We start from the raw sequence: 16,199 nt of genomic DNA, 5'->3' as shown, positions 1-16,199 counted from the left end.
GCCTTCCGGCAGACCCGCTGGTCGATTCTGTCGGGACGACAGGATTTGAACCTGCGACCCCTTGACCCCCAGTCAAGTGCGCTACCAAGCTGCGCCACGTCCCGTTGCCCGTCTGACCTGGGGGTTCCCCCGGCCCAACGCGCAGGGAAACAATACCGCACTCGTGCCGGTGATCGCGCATCCGTTTCCGGGGGCCGGCCCCCGGGGGACGTCACTCTTCCGTCGGGAGTCCCAGCCGGGGATGCGCCTCCAGGAGCCGGTTCGGGGCCGCCTGGCGCCAGGAGTCGGCGAGGATGATCCGCAGTTCGCCCTCGTCCTCCAGTGCTTCGAGCCGGGCCCGCACCCAGGCGAACGACGCCTCGTGGTCGGCGATCCAGAATTTCTTCGGCTCGGCGAGTACCAGTTCGTCCCGCTCCACTTTGGGACAGCGCACGGCGATGGACGTCTCGTCCTCAGGCAGCGTCGCGAACATCTTTCCCGCGACCCGGAACGTGGGCATGCTCCAGGCGATCTTCTCCGTCGTGTCCGGGAAGGAGAGGGCGATACGTCGTACGTCTTCGGCATCCGGCATGGCAGGCACGGTAGCCGCTCCCACTGACAGTCACCTGGTGAGAGCGCCCGCGGGTACGTGCTTGTAGTAGATCGTCGTCGGCCGGAGCACTCCGTCGGGGCTCGCCGCGTAGTCGGGGATCGCGCCGATCGCGGTCCAGCCGGCGGACCGGTACAGCTGCTCGGCGGGGCTGCCGGTCTCGGTGTCCAGGTGCAGGAGGGTGACCCCGGCCGCCGCGGCGGCGTCCTCCGCCGTCGCCAGGAGCCTGCGGCCGAGGCCGCGGCCTCGGGCGTCCGGGTCCACCATGAGCTTGACGAGTTCGGCGCGGTGACGGCTGTTGGCCTTGCCGGGGAAGGCCAGGCTCACGGTGCCCAGCACCCGGTCCCCGCCGTACGCCGCCCACACGACGAGCCGGCCCGCGGCCACGTCGGCGGCCCGCTCCTCCCACCAGGCGAGGGCCTCCGGGCGGTCGAGCGGGGCGAGGAAGCCGACCGAGGCACCGGCGTTGACGGTGCCGGCCAGCAGAACCGCCAACTCCCCCACCAACCGGCGGAGTCGAGCTTCGTCGAGACGGTTGACGATCACGGCCGCACCACCGCCAGCAGATACCGCACGCCCTCGGGAGCGGCACACCGGAACCGGGTCGGCCCCCACACGCGCATGCGCAGGCAGTCGCCGGTGCCGAGGTGGTGTTCGGTGTCCTGCGCGGTCACGTCGAGGGCGCCTTCCAGGACCCAGAGGTGCTGCTCCAGACCGGCGACGGGCGGACGGTCGTAGGCGATGTCGGCGCCGGGCGAGAGGCGGGCCTCGACGAGTTCGCCGCGCAGGGCGGAGTGCGGAGGGGACACGGACCGCCGTACGAATCCGGAGGCCCGGTCCTGCCACAGGGACTGGTCGGCCGCGCGCACCACGGGCGCCGGCTCGGCCTCGACCTCGCTGAGCAGCTGGGACATGGTCCGCCCGTAGACGGCGCACAGACGGTTCAGCAGCGAGGCCGTGGGGCTGATCTCCGCCCGCTCGGCCCGGGACAGGGTGGACCGGCTCACTCCGCTGCGGTCGGCCAACTCGCCGAGGGACCAGCCGTGTTCGGTCCGCAGCTCCGCCAGACGGACCCCCAGCCGGGTGTCGACGGGGTCGGCACCATCGTCATCGGTTCTCATATCCGGGACGCTATCCCGGATATGAGACACCCGGGTTTCGCAGTCCTCACACCGGCAGCGGCTGCGCCTGGGCCGCCGCGCCGAGCGCGTCCAGCACCGGGCGGATCAGGGGATGCTCCTCGGCTCCCCGGCGGACGGCGGCGAAGACGCGCCGGGTGGGGGCGGTGCCGTCGACGGGGCGGACGACCACGCCCGTGAGGTCCATGCCGCGCAGCGCCGAGCGCGGTACGAGGGCGACACCGGCGTCGGCGGAGGCGAGGGCGACGACCGCGCGGAAGTCGTCCGAGGAGTGCTCCATGCGGGGCTGGAAGCCGGCGTTCTCGCAGGCCAGGACCACCACGTCGTGGCAGGGGTTGCCGGGGTACGGGCCGATCCAGGGGTCCTTGGCCAGTCCGGCGAGCGGGACCTCCGGCGCGCCGGAGAGACGGTGGGTGACCGGCACGACGGCGTCGAAGGGCTCGGCGTACAGCGGTACGTGGGCCAGTCGCGGGTCGTCGGCGGGCGGGGCACCGCGGTACTCGACGGCGACGGCGACATCGACCTGCCGGTCCAGCACCATCGGCAGGCTGGCGTCGCCCTCGGCGTCCTGGACGCGGAGGTGGATCCCGGGCGCGGACTCGGCGAGCCGGGCCACCGCGGGCGCCACGACCAGGGCGATGCCGGTCGCGAAGGAGGCGACCGTGACGGTGCCCGCCGCTCCCGAGCTGTACGCGGCCAGCTCGGCCTCGGCGCGCTCCAGCTGGGCGAGGACCGCGTTGGTGTGGTTGAGCAGGATCTCACCGGCGGGGGTGAGCCGTACGCCCTTGGCGCCGCGTTCGACGAGCCGGTGTCCGGTCTCCTGCTCCAGCGCGGCGAGCTGCTGGGACACGGCCGACGGGGTGAGGTACAGCGCGGCGGCAGCCGCCGTCACCGTACGGTGGTCCGCCACCGCACGGAGGATGTGGAGCCGCCGCGCTTCGATCATGCGATCGATTGTCTCAAATGCGCCGCTCAGGCCTGCTCGGCGTCCAGCTCGGCCCGCGCCGCCACGAACGCATCCACCGCGCGGTTGACATCCTCCGTCGAGTGCGCGGCCGACAGTTGCACCCGGATCCTGGCCTGCCCCTGCGGCACGACCGGGTAGGAGAAGCCGATCACGTACACACCACGCTCCAGCAGCAGCTCCGCCATACGGCCGGCGACCGCCGCGTCACCGATCATCACCGGCGCGATGGCGTGGTCGCCGGGGAGGACGTCGAAGCCCTCCTCGGTCATCCGGCCGCGGAAGAGGGCCGTGTTCTCGGCGAGCCTGACCCGCAGGTCGTCCGCCGACTCCAGCAGGTCGATGACCTTCAGGGAGGCCGCCGCGATCACCGGGGCCAGCGTGTTGGAGAACAGGTACGGCCGGGAGCGCTGGCGCAGCAGGGCGACGATCTCGGCGCGGGCCGCCACGTAACCGCCGGAGGCGCCGCCGAGGGCCTTGCCGAGGGTGCCGGTGATGATGTCGACGCGGTCCATGACGCCGTGCAGTTCGGGCGTGCCACGCCCGCCGGGGCCGACGAAGCCGACGGCGTGCGAGTCGTCGACCATGACCATCGCGTCGTAGCGGTCGGCCAGGTCGCAGATCTCGCGCAGCGGCGCCACGTAGCCGTCCATGGAGAAGACGCCGTCGGTGACGATCAGCCGGCGGCGCGCGTCGGACGCCTCCTTCAGCCGGGCCTCAAGCTCGGCCAGATCCCGGTTGGCGTAGCGCAGGCGGCGGGCCTTGGACAGGCGGATGCCGTCGATGATCGACGCGTGGTTCAGCGCGTCGGAGATGACCGCGTCCTCCGGGCCGAGCAGCGTCTCGAACACGCCGCCGTTGGCGTCGAAGCAGGAGGAGTACAGGATCGTGTCCTCCTGGCCGAGGAACGCCGACAGCCGCGCCTCGAGTTCCTTGTGCACCTCCTGCGTGCCGCAGATGAAGCGGACGGAGGCCATGCCGTAGCCCCAGCGGTCCAGGGCCTCGTGGGCGGCCGCGACGACCTCGGGGTGGTCGGCGAGGCCGAGGTAGTTGTTGGCGCAGAAGTTGAGGACCTCGCCGGGGCGGCCGCCCGCGGTGACGTTCACGGTGGCGGACTGCGGGGTGCCGATCACGCGCTCGGGCTTGTGCAGGCCGGCGGCGCGGATCTCGTCGAGGGTGGCGCGCAGGTCGTCGCGCACGGAGTCGAACATGAGGGGGCTCCTGAGGTGCTTGCGGGACAGGGAAGTTACGCGGTCCAGTCGAGGATGACCTTGCCGCCGCGGCCGCTCGCCGCGTCGGCGAACGCCGCCTCGTAGTCGCGGAAGCCGTACCGGCCGGTGATCACGGGTGAGAGGTCGAGGCCGCCTTCGAGCAGCACGGACATCGCGTACCAGGTCTCGAACATCTCGCGGCCGTAGATGCCCTTGACGGTGATCATCGAGGTGACGATCCGGGCCCAGTCGACGGGGAACTCCTCGGCGGGCAGGCCGAGCATCGCGATCCGGCCGCCGTGCGTCATGTTGGCGATCATGTCGCGCATGGCCTCGGGGCGGCCGGACATCTCCAGGCCGATGTCGAAGCCCTCGCGCAGACCGAGCGCGCGCTGCCCGTCGGCGATGCCGGTGCCGGAGACATCGAGCGCGAGGCTCACCCCGACCTTGCGGGCCAGTTCCAGCCGCTCCGGGCTGACATCGGTGATCACGACGTTGCGGGCGCCGGCATGCCGGGCCACGGCCGCGGCCATCAGACCGATGGGACCCGCGCCGGTGATCAGGACGTCCTCGCCGACGAGCGGGAACGACAGCGCGGTGTGCACGGCGTTGCCGAACGGGTCGAAGATCGCGGCCACGTCGAGGTCGACGGGCACCCGGTGCACCCAGACGTTGGCGGCGGGCAGAGCCACGTACTCGGCGAACGCCCCGTCCCGGCCCACCCCCAGCCCCACGGTGGCCCGGCACAGATGACGGCGGCCCGCCAGGCAGTTGCGGCACTTGCCGCACACCAGATGGCCCTCGCCGCTCACCCGGTCACCGATGCCGATGTCGGTGACGTCCCGCCCGGTCTCGACGACCTCGCCGACGAACTCGTGCCCGAGCACGAGCGGGGTGCTGATGGTCTGCCGCGCCCAGCCGTCCCAGGCTCTGATGTGCAGGTCGGTGCCGCAGATACCGGTGCGCAGCACCTTGATCAGTACGTCGCCGGGCCCTACGACGGGCTCCGGGACGTCCGTGAGCCACAGCCCGGGCTCCGCCTTCTCTTTGACCAGCGCCTTCACCGCTAGGGCTCCTGTGGGTGAGTCCCGGCTCCGGGCATGCCGAAGAAGCCCCTGGGCCGGGAGAGGAGTGGGATCGCACTGCAATCTGCCGTACGGCGGCCGCACCGGTCCATCGAGACTTTCTTAAGCGCCGCCTCAGCTTTCCTTCACGCCCTCAGGAGACACCGCGGAAACCCGGGCGTTCAGTAAGGCAGCGAGCCGTCCAGGCCCTCCAGCCGCAGGACGAGCTGCGCGGCGTGTTCCTTGATGGCCGTCAGGCCCGGCTTCCCCCAGGGCCGCGGCTCGACGTCGGCGACACTGACCGTGCCCAGCACCAGCCCCGTGCCGTCGAGGAGCGGTGCCCCCAGATAGGAGCGGATGCCGAACTCGTCGACCACCGGATTGCCCGCGAACCGCGGATAGTCGCGGACGTCCTCCAGGACCAGGGCCTTGCGTCGTGCCACCACATGGGGGCAGAAGCCATGGTCGCGGGGCAGGGCCCGGCCCACCTGAGGGCTGGTGCCGTCGCCGCGCACCACCGGCGCGACAGCCGGGACGTACAGCCCCGCGTAGAACTGCCGCTGCTCGTCAGGGAAGTTGACCATGGCGTACGGCGCCCCGGTGAACTCGGCGAGGCGGCGCGCGAAGGCGTCGAGTGCGGGCTCGGGGCGCTCCCCCAGCCCCAACCGGCGCAGTCGGTGGGTGCGGGCGGGGGCTTCCCTGTCCTCGGGGGTGAGCAGCAGACGACCGGCCGGGCGCGGCGGGTCGTAGCTCATGGGCGTACTCGCGAAGTGTGGGCATGCGTCATATAGGGGCTCCGTGGCAGGTGTTGAGGGGTCACATATGGGCGCCGTACCCCGTCGTGGGGGCCGGGGTGTGGGCGATGAGGTGGCGCACGAGGGTCAGCAGGGTCCGGACCCCGGAGCTGGAGATCCGGGCGTCGCAGCACACGACGGGGACGTCCTCGGTCAGGTCGAGGGCCGCGCGCACCTCCTCGGGGTCGTAGCGGTGGGAACCGTCGAACTCGTTGACGGCGACGATGAAGCCGAGGCCACGCTGTTCGAAGAAGTCGACCGCCGCGAAACACTCCTCCAGACGGCGGGTGTCGGCGAGGATGACCGCCCCGAGAGCGCCCTCGCACAACTCGTCCCACATGAACCAGAACCGCTCCTGGCCGGGTGTGCCGAACAGGTACAGCACGTGTTCGGGGTCGAGGGTGATGCGGCCGAAGTCCATGGCCACGGTCGTCTCGACCTTGTTCTCGATGCCGTCGAGGTTGTCGGTGGCGGCACCGACGGTGGTGAGAAGCTCCTCCGTGCTGAGCGGCGCGATCTCGCTGACCGCGCCGACGAAGGTCGTCTTGCCCACGCCGAACCCGCCCGCGACCAGGATCTTGAGCGCGGTGGGGAACGGATCGGCGCTGCCGCGTCCGTCGGCGTAGTCAGAGCTGTCGTCGTAGTCCATCGAGCACTGCCTCCAGAAGAGCCCGGTCCGTCGGGTTGTGGTAGAACGCGGGGGGCTTGGTGGTCAGCGCCCCGCAGTCCACGAGGTCCGCCAGCAGCACCTTGGTGACGGCCACCGGCAGTTTCAGATGGGCGGCGACCTCGGCGACCGCGACGGGCGCGCGGCACAGGTCGAGCGCCTGTGTGTGCTCGAGGCCGAGATAGCCGAGGGGGGTCGCCCCGGTGGCCATCAGCTGCGACATGAGGTCGAGCGCGACGGTGGGACGGGTGCGGCCGTTGCTGACGGTGAACGGGCGCACCAGCCGCCCGGCCGCGTCGTCGAGCCAGGGCCCGTCACCGGCCGCCGTCACGGTCAAGGCCTCATCGCCGGGGATTCGACGGACTGCTGCCGGGGAGCGGTGACCAGGTAGGGGCGGACGCTCTTGACGAGCATCGCCATCTCGTAGCCGAGCACGGCCGCGTCGGCCTCGCGGCCGGCGAGCACGGCCAGGCAGGTACCGGATCCGGCGGTGGTGACGAACAGCAGGGTCGAGTCGAGTTCGACGACGACCTGCCGTACCTCACCGCCGTCGCCGAAGCGGACGCCGGCGCTGCGGCCGAGGGAGTACAGGCCGGAGGCGAGGGCGGCCATGTGGTCGGCGCTGTCCGGGTCGAGGCCGTGCACGGACTTCACGAGCCCGTCGCAGGACAGGAGCACCGCGGCGTTCGTGTGCGGTACGCGCTGCACGAGGCCGCTCATCAGCCAGTCGAGATCGGATACCTGCGCGGTCGGCGCATCACTCGCCATGGTGGATCGACTCCTTGGGGTACGAAGGTCTGCGGGAGCGCTGGAGGTGGGGGTGGAAACGGGGGTGGTCATCCGGCGGGTGCGCTCCCGTCCTGCCGGGTGGTGGTGCTGTGGTCGGTGTGCACCGGCTCCAGGTGTGCCGGCGCGATGTACGTCGGCTGCTCCCTGTCGCCCCGGCCCATGTCCCCGGACTCCATGTGCTGTTGCGCCTCGGCGAGGCTGATGCCGCGCTGGAAGGCCGCCATCAGGCCGGGGTCGTGGCCGACGAGGTACTCGGAGTCCTGGCGCGGCGTGGGACCGTCGCGCAGCTGGGGTGCGATGTGCTCCTGGGCGCGGCGGCGGGGCAGTTGGGGCTTGCCCATGGTGCCGCGCACCGCGCCGTTGCGGGGGGTGAGCGGCTCGGTCACGTTCCCGGCGAGGACGCGCCGGTCGTCCGGGCTGATCCCGGGACGCGCCTCGGCCGGGGTGGGCCGCTCCCGACGGGTGCCGCGCACGGGCAGGGGCGCGGGGTGGCCGTTCTTCGGGGTTCCGCCCGAGTCCGGTTCGGTTTCCCGCTGGTGCGCTCGGAACGCGGCGGGTGCGGAGGGCGGGACCGGCGGCCGTGCCTCGGACGCGGCACCCGACACGGAGGAGAATCCGTATGCCGTCGAGGACCCTGACGCGGGCGCGGATCCGGAATCGGGCGAGCCGCCGGGGCCGGCCCCGCCGGGCACCGCCGCCTCGGCCGAGGACGACCTCCGGGACTCCGCTCCCGCCCCGGCCTCGGACTGCCCGCCCTCGGGCTGCCCAGCGCCCTCCGGCGCACCCGCCTCCGCCCCCAGCAGCGCCTGCGGCACGACGAGCACCGCCTGCACTCCGCCGTAGATGTTGGTCTGGAGGCGGACGTTGATGCCGTGCCGCCGGGCGAGCTGTGAGACCACGAACAGGCCGATGCGGCCGTCCGCGAGGAGCCGGGCGACGTTCACCTGGTCGGGGTCGGCGAGCAGGGCGTTCATCCGCCTCTGCTCCTCGACGGGCATGCCGAGTCCGCGGTCCTCGACCTCGACGGCGAGCCCGGAGGTGACGAGGTTGGCGCGCAGCAGCACCTGGGTCTGGGGGGCGGAGAACACCGTGGCGTTCTCGACGAGTTCGGCCAGCAGGTGGATGACGTCGGCGACGGCGTGGCCGCGCAGGGTGCCGTCGATCGGCGGCACGAGTTTGACCCGCGAGTACTGCTCGACCTCGGCGATGGCCGAGCGCAGCACCTCGGTCATGGAGACCGGATTGCTCCACTGGCGGCGGGAGACCGCCCCACCGAGCACGGCGAGGTTCTCGGCGTGCCGGCGGATGCGGGTCGCGAGGTGGTCGACGTGGAAGAGCCCCTTGAGCAGCTCGGGGTCCTCCATCTCGTTCTCCAGCTCGTCGAGGATGGAGATCTCGCGGTGCACCAGTGACTGCAGGCGCCGGGCGAGGTTGACGAACACCTCGAGCTTCTGCTCGCTGCCCGCCTGGCTGGAGAGCTGCGCGGCCTCGACGACGGCGGTGAGGGCGCCGTCGTGCGCACGGGTCAGGTCGGCGGCGAGGAGGTCGAAGTCGTCGGCGTCCTCGGCGGGACCGTCGCGCTGTTCGTCGGGACCGTGCTGCGGCGGGCCGTCGCCGCGGCGCAGCGTCTCGACCAGGGCGCGCAGATCGGCCTCGCGCCGTGCGGTGGTGCGGCGCAGGACGCCGATGCGGTCGTGCACGGACCGGGCGGCCCGGTTGGCGGCCACCGCGGCGACGACGATGCCGACGAGGGTCACCGAGACCGCCCCGGCGAGCACGGCCCACAGCGTGAGGCCCGGCCGCGCTCCGGTGGACCGGACGGTGAACAGGACGGCGGCACAGCCGCTGAGGGCGACGGCGACGGGCGGCAGCACGGCGAGACGCAGCAGTTGGGGCCGTATGTGGGTCTCGGGCAGCGCGGGTGCGGTGCGGGCGGCCGGCCGCCCGTGCCGCCCGCCCTCACGGCGGTCTGCGCGTGTGGCCGGGGCGCGGAGGTGAGACATCGGTGTCCTCGTACTGGTCCGTCGGTCCGGGGTGCCAGGGGGGCTCGCGGGCGTGCGATCGGGCTCGCGTGGCCGCTTGTGCGCCCTCCGGGCCGCCTGCCCGGACGCTCCCCGCTTCCGCCCGGCTCCAGCGCGACCGGGATCCGGGTCCTGGCCCGGGCCGGAGGCCACGGCCGTAGCCGTGCCGGCGTCGGTGGTGCGTGGGCGGCGGGGATCCCCGTCGCGTCGACTCCCTCGTCCGCCTTGCGCCTGCACGTGCCGGTCCCCGCTCCCTGATCCGCCCTGTTTCCCGACGGCCACTGACAGTAGTCGCCAGCGCATCATGTGCGGTGGGCAGTTGACAAACTCATACGCTGAGCGTCCCGCTCTGGTATGAGGTCTCGCACGACAGACCGAAAACCCCGTCACGCGCCCGGCCATGAAGGGACACAGTTCGATCCGACCTGGTCAGAAGCGGTCACACGGAAACGGCGAGGGCCGGGGAGCCTCTCGCTCCCCGGCCCTCGCCGGCTGCCTGCCGTCCGCTCCCCGTCAGCCCGCCGGGAGCGTTTCGGGGTCCTCGGTGCCCTTGGCCGTCCCACCCCGGCCGTCACTCACCGTATCGGTCTGGGCCACGGCTGCCGTGTCCGACGCGGTCTTGATCGTGGCGTCGGCGAGGGCCTCCCCGGCCGGAAAACCACCCGCCGGGGCGAGCGCCACCCCACGCCACCACGGCTCGGACGGAACCGTTCCGGCCGTGGGCTCGAAGGGCTCGCCGGGGCGGGGCAGGGCGACCCGGGCGCCGACCGCGCGGGCGGCCGCGACCGTCCCCTCGCCGGGGTCCGCCCACGGATGTGTCGCCAGGTTGAAGGTGGCCCAGTGGATCGGCAGCATCGGGCCGTGCTCCGGCCCGCCCTGGAGGTCGAGGTGGGCGCGCATGCCCTCCTCGGGGGTCATGTGGATGTCGGGCCAGAAGTCGGAGTACGCGCCGATCTGGATCATCGTGGTGTCGAACGGCCCGTGCTCGGCGCCGATCTCCTTGAAGCCCTCGAAGTAGCCGGTGTCGCCGCTGTGGTAGATCCGGTGCTCCTCCCCGGCGACGACCCAGGAGGCCCACAGGGTGTGCTGCGTGTTGCGCAGGCCCCGGCCGCAGAAATGCCGGGCCGGGGTGGCGGTCAGGGCGAGGCCGCCGATCTTCGTGGTCTCGTGCCAGTCCAGTTCACGCAGCCGGTCGGCGGACACGCCCCACTGCTCCAGGTGCGCGCCGACACCGAGCGGCACGGCGAACAGCGTGTCCGTGCCGGCCAGGGCCTTGATGGTGGGCATGTCCAGGTGGTCGTAGTGGTCGTGCGAGATGACCACCACGTCGACCGGGCCGAGCGCGGCCAGCGGCAGGGGCACCGGGTGCAGCCGCTTGGGCCCGGCGAAGGGGAACGGGGAGCAGCGCTCGCCCCACACCGGGTCGAACAGGACCCGGTGGCCGTCGATCTCCGCGAGCACGCTGGAGTGCCCCATCCAGGTCAGCCGCAGCCCTGTGGCCGGGGGCCGGGCGATGTCGGCGAGGGTGGTGGAGTGCACCGGCACCGTGCCCTTCGGGCTGCGGCGGGGCCGGGTCTCCTTGTCGAAGAAGACCTTCGCGAAGTCCAGGGTGGAGCCCGAGGGCCGGGTCCGCGCGGGGCCGCCGGGGTTCTGGAAGACCCCGTCCTTGAAATGGGGTGATCTGCGGATGCGCGCCATGCGCTCACCGCGCGGATCCGCGCCGAACGCCCCGGGCCGCAGCGCACGGAGCCCGGTGCTCAGGGAACGGAAACCGGCCACGGTACCTCCAAGTGGAGTCGGTCAGGCTTTCCATTATGGTCGGCCCCTCCGACAACACCGGGACACAGGGGTCCCTCCGAGGGTGATACTGACCGGTGATTCAGTAACCCGGCGAAGGAGCCCGCATGGCCAGCCCCCTGCTGTCCCTCACCTGGACCGACCACCTCACCGGTCACCAGGGCTTTCTGGTCGTCGACCGGCTGGTGCGCGGTGTCGCCAGCGGCGGTCTGCGGATGCGCGCGGGCTGCACCCTGGAGGAGGTCACCGGCCTGGCCCGCGGGATGACCATGAAGGAGGCCCTGCACTACGACCCCGAGAGCCGCTACGTCCCGCTCGGTGGCGCGAAGGGCGGCATCGACTGCGACCCCCGGGACCCGGAGGCGTACCCCCTGCTCGTGCGCTACCTGCGCGCGATGCGGCCGTACATCGAGAGCTGCTGGACGACGGGCGAGGACCTCGGACTCACCCAGGACCTGGTGGACCGGGCCGCCGCCGAGGCGGGGCTGGTCTCCTCCATACAGGCCGTGTATCCGCTGCTGGACGACGAGGCCGAGGCGCGGCGGCGGCTCGGGGACGCGTTCGCGGTCGAGGTGGACGGCATCGGTCTCGACGAGCTGGCCGGCGGCTGCGGTGTGGCCGAGGCGGCCCTCACGGCCCTGGACCGGGCCGGCGTGCCGTACACGGGGACGCGGGTCGCCCTCCAGGGACTGGGCACCATGGGCGGGGCGACCGCCCGCTTCCTCACGCGCGCGGGACTCACGGTCGTGGCCGTCGCCGACCTCAAGGGCACGATCGCCAACCCGGCGGGCCTGGACGTCGAGGCGCTGCTCGCCGCGCGGGACGCCCACGGCACCGTGGACCGCTCCGTGCTGCGGCCCGGCGACCGCGACCTGCCCGGCGACGCGTGGCTGTCGGCCGACACGGATGTCCTGGTACCCGCGGCCGTCTCGTACGCGATCGACTCCGGGAACCAGGAGCGGATCACCGCCCGCTGGGTCGTCGAGGCGGCCAACATGCCCGTACGACCGGAGGCGGAACTGCTGCTGGCCGCGCGCGGGGTGACCGTGCTGCCGGACGTGGTGGTCAACTCCGGGACGAACGCCTGGTGGTGGTGGACGCTCTTCGGGGACATCGGCGCCGACGCGGAGGAAGCGTTCGCCCACACCCGCGCCTCGATGCGAGCCCTGGTGGAGCGGATGCTGGCCCGCGCACAGGCCGACGGCACGACGCCGCGAGCAGCCGCGCACGCGATCGCGGCGGACCGGCTGCCGGTGATCGCGGAGTGCTTCGGCTGGTACCGGTGACGGACGGCGAACGAGCCGCGCGACCCCTCCCGGACCGGCCGAATCCACACGTCAAGAGGGTGCACGCGCGTGTGTAGGGTGACGGCGTGACGAGAGTCCGGTTGAGCGTGGCGGAACGGCGCGGTGATCTGCTGCGGGCCACCGTCGAGCAGATCGAGGCCCGGGGCGTGACGGCGGTCCGAATCGCCGACATCGCCTCGGTGCTCGGTGTGAGCAACGCGCTGGTCCTCTATCACTTCTCGACGAAGGAACAGCTCGTGGCCGCCGCGTTCCGGCATGCGGCGGAGGGCGACCTCGCGCATCTGCGCAAGCTGCTGGGCCGCCGTACGTCGGCGCTGCGCCGGCTGCGGTCGGCCGTACGGTGGTACGCCCCGACGGGCCAGGCCAAGGGCTGGCGCCTGTGGATCGAGGGCTGGGCGGCGGCACTGCGCGAGCCCGCGCTGCGGGAGGTCGCCCAGGACCTCGACCGGCAGTGGAAGGCGGCCATCGCCGAGGTCATCGCGGAGGGCGTGGCCGCCGGCGAGTTCCACTGCCCCGACCCGCACGGCACGGCCCTGCGCCTCACCGCCCTGCTCGACGGGCTCGCCGTCCAGCTGACGTCCTACGAGGGCGCGGTGCCGCGGGCGCGGGCACAGGAGTGGGTGGAGGAGGCCCTGTCTCGCGAACTGGGTCTGGAATCAGCGGCCTTGCCATAAGCAGCCCAGCGTCGGAGCTGGGGCCGGGTGGGTCCGCAGCCCGGCGTAGCGGGGTGCCGCCGCGCCCACCCGTGCCGCCCCCAGCGGCACGCATGCCCGCAGCGGCGGGGGGGGACTACGCAAGGGGACGTGTCGGGGGGTGTCCGCCCGCAGCTGGTTGGCGCGTCAACGCCAGTCAGTCGGCGTCCAACCCCATCGCGCCGTTCCGAGGACGGACACCCCCCGACACGGCCCCGACCCACCACCCGGCGAAAGGCGCCACACGCACCCTCACGCCACCGACCCGATCCGCATCCTGATGTCCTCCGGCGACAGCGCCCCCTTGGCCGTCACATGGTCCCCCGAAGACTCCCCGCGCAACCGGCGCCCGATCCACGGCACCAGGAACTCCCGCGCCCAGTGGACATTGTCCCGCCGGACGTCGAGGGTGCCGCGGGGCGGCTGCGGAGGCCACTCCTGCTCGGGATCGGCCGGCACCTCGAGGCCGAGCACCTGCCCCGCGCGGAGCGCCACGCGTGTGTGCCCGTCGGGCGACAGGTGCAGCCGGTCGGCGTCCCAGGCCCGACGGTCCTGGACACTGCGCAGGGACCACAGGTCGAGCACCGGGCAGCCGTACCGGTCGGCGATGGCCCGGACATGCCCGTTGTACGTGGCGATCTTGCCGCGCAGATGCTTGAGCACGGGTACGCCACGGGTGTCGAACCCGGTCGTCACCATCACCGTGCCGGCCACCGCGGTCAGCTGGGCGATGGCCCGTTCGAACCGCTCGGCCACCTCGTCCGGGTCGGTGCCGGGCCGGATGATGTCGTTGCCCCCGGCACAGAAGGAGACGAGGTCCGGGGCCATGTCGACGGCCCTCGGAAGCTGGTTCGCCACGATCTGGTCGAGGAGCTTCCCGCGTACGGCGAGATTGGTGTACCGGAAGTCGCCTTCGGGCCTGCGGTCGGCGAGCAGCACGGCGAAGCGGTCGGCCCAGCCGACGAACGCCCCGTCGGGGCCGGGATCACCGACGCCCTCGGTGAAGCTGTCCCCCACCGCCACGTACGACCCGATCACTGCTCTGCTGTCACTCTTCGAATCGTCTGCCACAGCCGCTCATGATTCACCCTCGAATGTGACCTACGCGACCGTAGGAAGGGGTTGACGGGCGGTGAGATAAGCCACTCCTAAAGTGTTCGCCAACTCCGGAATAGGCCGCCCCTCAGGGATGTTGCGGGGTCAGTCGCCAGACCCGGAAGCCCGTGATCCGGAAGTGGCTCCACACGGTCCGGAAGGCGAAGTGCCCGCTGGTGTACGGCTGTGGGTCGGTGTAGTCGAAGACGAGCCGCCCGTTGTTCCACCAGCGCACCGTCGACCCGTCGGAGACGATCCGGACCCGGTTCGGCTCGCCCGGGACCAGCAGCGGCTCGGTGTAGTCGTAGATCAGGGGACGCACACCGGCCTGGCCGACGTAACGCCGCAACCGGGTCGTGGTGTTGTAGTTGGCGCCGTACCCGGCGTAGTACGTCGTCAGGTGGTCGTACTCCTCCAGCGCCCCGCCACGCGGCGTCGCGAAGAGGTCGTCCGGGGAGCGGACGTCGGTCGCGTTCCAGAAGTTGTTGAGGTCCGAGACCCGGTCGTTGACCCCGCCCTCGGAGACGGGCGTGGCCGTGTACTCGAGGACGTACGGCCCTTCGAGGCGCCGTCGGAACCAGACGGTCGCTCCGCTCGGCACGTCGATGTCCAGGACACCGCGCGAGGCGGTGACCGTGCCGCCGCCCTGGAGTTCGGTCACCCACTGGGCGAGACCGTGGCAGAAGTCGTCGTGGGCGATCAGGCGGCGGTGACGGGGCGCGGCGCTCGCGGTCGCCGCCGGGGCGAGGGCGGCCAGGGCGGCTCCGGCCGTCATGGCTCCGAACGTTCTCCGGGTGGTCGGCACGGGACACAGCTCCTTCAGAAAGCGCTTGCACTCACGACGGGATCACTGTGTCCCAACTGCCGCATCCTGTCGATCCCTTGAGCCGATCGGCGGCCGCGCACACACCGAAGGCCGGACCCGGGGATCGGGGTCCGGCCTTCGGCCGCGTGTCAGGCAGGTGGTCGTGCGATCGGTCAGCCCACGGAGACGCCGTGCGAGCGCAGGTAGGCGACCGGGTCCACGTCCGAGCCGTAGTCCGGCGTGGTGCGGATCTCGAAGTGCAGGTGCGGTCCGGTCACGTTGCCGGTCGCACCGGACAGACCGATCTGCTGCCCGGCGGTCACGGTCTGGCCGGCCGAGACGGAGAGCGAGGAGAGGTGGGCGTACTGCGCGTACTTGCCGTCCTCGAGCTGAATGACGACCTGGTTGCCGTACGCGCCGCCCCAGCCGGCGGAGACGACCGTGCCCGCGCCGACGGCCTTGAGCGAGGTGCCGGTCGGGACGACGAAGTCGACACCGGTGTGGTAGCCGCTGGACCACATGCTGCCGGACATGTGGTACGGGGTGCCGACGGCGGCGCCGTCCACCGGGAGGCTGAAGCCGGAGGCCTCGGCGGCCGGCTTTGCGGCGGCCGGCTTCGCGGCGGTGCCGGCCTTCGAGGAGGACTCGGAGGCGGACGACTTCTCAGCCGACGCCTTCGGCTTCTCGGCCGCCTTGGGCGCGGACGACTGCGTCTTGGGCTCGCCCGCCGCCTTCTTGCCGACCGAGAGCTTCAGGCCCGGGTGGATCAGCGACGGATCGGCACCGACCGCGTCACGGTTGTCGGCGTAGAGCTTCTTCCAGCCGCCGCTGACGTTCTGGTCGTCGGCGATCTTCGCGAGATAGTCGCCGGCCTTCACGGTGTACGTGTGGGCGCCCGTGGCCTTTTCGGCGGCCTTCTTCTCGGCGGCCGGAGCGGACTGGACGGCCTTTTCCGGAGCCGACTGCGGGGTCGCGGCGTGGGCGCCGGCGGCCCCCATGAGCGGAAGGGCGAGGGCGGCCCCGCCGGTTCCGGCGACGGCGATGGAGCGGGTGAACCGCTGGGACTTCGGGCGGCGATGCTTACCCTTCGCGGGCATGGCGAATTCCTCTCCGGCGCCTGCGAGGTGAGCTGTCGGGTGCGGGCTGGAGATGCCCGGCCGCGCCGAAGTGCGGCTGAACCCCAAGCCGTTCCGGGAACCGGAACAGGCGTCGTACCTGTGGGTCCCCCGCTCCTGCCATACACGGGTCAGTGTGTGCGGGCTCCG

General features: G+C 72.2%; 17 protein-coding genes, 1 tRNA gene and 1 riboswitch. Of the genes, 2 read left to right on the top strand and 16 right to left on the bottom strand.

The window, feature by feature from the left end:
* Nucleotides 1-30: 30 nt before the first annotated feature.
* From OHU35_RS36455 to OHU35_RS36395, 13 genes are all read right to left on the bottom strand, one after another.
* Nucleotides 31-104: transfer RNA gene (locus OHU35_RS36455), tRNA-Pro, on the bottom strand.
* Between the two features lie 107 nt (nucleotides 105-211).
* Nucleotides 212-571 carry an MmcQ/YjbR family DNA-binding protein gene (locus OHU35_RS36450; protein ID WP_189725986.1) on the bottom strand — a complete coding sequence of 120 codons (360 nt, stop codon included), beginning with the start codon at nucleotides 569-571 and terminating at the stop codon, nucleotides 212-214.
* A 30-nt stretch (nucleotides 572-601) separates the two neighbouring features.
* Nucleotides 602-1,135, bottom strand: coding sequence for a GNAT family N-acetyltransferase (locus OHU35_RS36445; protein WP_405508326.1), 534 nt, complete (start codon nucleotides 1,133-1,135; stop codon nucleotides 602-604).
* Entirely contained in the window at nucleotides 1,132-1,710 is a 579-nt protein-coding gene (locus OHU35_RS36440) for an XRE family transcriptional regulator (RefSeq protein WP_359889630.1), read from the bottom strand. The genes OHU35_RS36445 and OHU35_RS36440 overlap by 4 nt, the downstream gene beginning before the upstream one ends.
* A gap of 46 nt (nucleotides 1,711-1,756) precedes the next feature.
* Nucleotides 1,757-2,674, bottom strand: a complete 918-nt coding sequence (locus OHU35_RS36435; protein WP_189725989.1) for a LysR family transcriptional regulator — start codon at nucleotides 2,672-2,674, stop codon at nucleotides 1,757-1,759.
* 26 nt (nucleotides 2,675-2,700) lie between these two features.
* Nucleotides 2,701-3,903 carry a glycine C-acetyltransferase gene (locus OHU35_RS36430; protein ID WP_189725990.1) on the bottom strand — a complete coding sequence of 401 codons (1,203 nt, stop codon included), beginning with the start codon at nucleotides 3,901-3,903 and terminating at the stop codon, nucleotides 2,701-2,703.
* Nucleotides 3,904-3,938: 35 nt separating this feature from the next.
* Complete coding sequence (gene tdh / locus OHU35_RS36425; protein ID WP_405508325.1) at nucleotides 3,939-4,967, bottom strand: L-threonine 3-dehydrogenase; 1,029 nt, start codon at nucleotides 4,965-4,967, stop codon at nucleotides 3,939-3,941.
* A gap of 182 nt (nucleotides 4,968-5,149) precedes the next feature.
* A complete protein-coding gene (locus OHU35_RS36420) occupies nucleotides 5,150-5,722 on the bottom strand; it encodes a GAF domain-containing protein (RefSeq protein WP_189725992.1) in 573 nt (190 codons plus the stop codon).
* A 61-nt stretch (nucleotides 5,723-5,783) separates the two neighbouring features.
* Nucleotides 5,784-6,410 carry an ATP/GTP-binding protein gene (locus OHU35_RS36415; RefSeq protein ID WP_189725993.1) on the bottom strand — a complete coding sequence of 209 codons (627 nt, stop codon included), beginning with the start codon at nucleotides 6,408-6,410 and terminating at the stop codon, nucleotides 5,784-5,786.
* A complete protein-coding gene (locus tag OHU35_RS36410) occupies nucleotides 6,388-6,759 on the bottom strand; it encodes a DUF742 domain-containing protein (RefSeq protein ID WP_189726304.1) in 372 nt (123 codons plus the stop codon). Before OHU35_RS36410 ends, OHU35_RS36415 begins: the two co-directional genes overlap by 23 nt.
* A 2-nt stretch (nucleotides 6,760-6,761) precedes the next feature.
* The gene (locus OHU35_RS36405) at nucleotides 6,762-7,196 is read right to left on the bottom strand and encodes a roadblock/LC7 domain-containing protein (protein WP_189725994.1); all 435 of its coding nucleotides are present in this window, start codon (nucleotides 7,194-7,196) and stop codon (nucleotides 6,762-6,764) included.
* 68 nt (nucleotides 7,197-7,264) lie between these two features.
* Entirely contained in the window at nucleotides 7,265-9,220 is a 1,956-nt protein-coding gene (locus tag OHU35_RS36400) for a sensor histidine kinase (protein ID WP_405508321.1), read from the bottom strand.
* A 531-nt stretch (nucleotides 9,221-9,751) separates the two neighbouring features.
* Nucleotides 9,752-11,017 (bottom strand): MBL fold metallo-hydrolase, encoded by a 1,266-nt coding sequence (locus tag OHU35_RS36395; RefSeq protein ID WP_189725996.1) that lies wholly within the window; start codon nucleotides 11,015-11,017, stop codon nucleotides 9,752-9,754.
* A gap of 125 nt (nucleotides 11,018-11,142) precedes the next feature.
* Here OHU35_RS36395 and OHU35_RS36390 point away from each other — a divergent pair, with 125 nt between their 5' ends.
* Both OHU35_RS36390 and OHU35_RS36385 read left to right on the top strand, forming a co-directional pair.
* Nucleotides 11,143-12,321, top strand: coding sequence for a Glu/Leu/Phe/Val dehydrogenase dimerization domain-containing protein (locus OHU35_RS36390; protein WP_359889615.1), 1,179 nt, complete (start codon nucleotides 11,143-11,145; stop codon nucleotides 12,319-12,321).
* Nucleotides 12,322-12,407: 86 nt separating this feature from the next.
* Nucleotides 12,408-13,016 (top strand): TetR/AcrR family transcriptional regulator, encoded by a 609-nt coding sequence (locus OHU35_RS36385; RefSeq protein WP_405508319.1) that lies wholly within the window; start codon nucleotides 12,408-12,410, stop codon nucleotides 13,014-13,016.
* Nucleotides 13,017-13,286: 270 nt separating this feature from the next.
* Here the strand turns inward: OHU35_RS36385 and OHU35_RS36380 are convergent, their stop codons facing one another.
* From OHU35_RS36380 to OHU35_RS36370, 3 genes are all read right to left on the bottom strand, one after another.
* Nucleotides 13,287-14,072, bottom strand: coding sequence for an SGNH/GDSL hydrolase family protein (locus tag OHU35_RS36380; RefSeq protein WP_189726306.1), 786 nt, complete (start codon nucleotides 14,070-14,072; stop codon nucleotides 13,287-13,289).
* Between the two features lie 145 nt (nucleotides 14,073-14,217).
* Nucleotides 14,218-14,934 carry a DUF6250 domain-containing protein gene (locus OHU35_RS36375; RefSeq protein WP_359889612.1) on the bottom strand — a complete coding sequence of 239 codons (717 nt, stop codon included), beginning with the start codon at nucleotides 14,932-14,934 and terminating at the stop codon, nucleotides 14,218-14,220.
* A 173-nt stretch (nucleotides 14,935-15,107) separates the two neighbouring features.
* The gene (locus OHU35_RS36370; protein WP_189725999.1) at nucleotides 15,108-16,031 is read right to left on the bottom strand and encodes a LysM peptidoglycan-binding domain-containing M23 family metallopeptidase; all 924 of its coding nucleotides are present in this window, start codon (nucleotides 16,029-16,031) and stop codon (nucleotides 15,108-15,110) included.
* Between the two features lie 4 nt (nucleotides 16,032-16,035).
* Nucleotides 16,036-16,196, bottom strand: a riboswitch (cyclic di-AMP (ydaO/yuaA leader).
* Nucleotides 16,197-16,199 lie beyond the last annotated feature (3 nt).

This window comes from Streptomyces purpurascens, from assembly GCF_045040895.1.
GTDB classification, from domain to species: Bacteria; Actinomycetota; Actinomycetes; order Streptomycetales; family Streptomycetaceae; genus Streptomyces; species Streptomyces purpurascens.
This window is presented reverse-complemented; position numbering and strand designations above follow the sequence as displayed.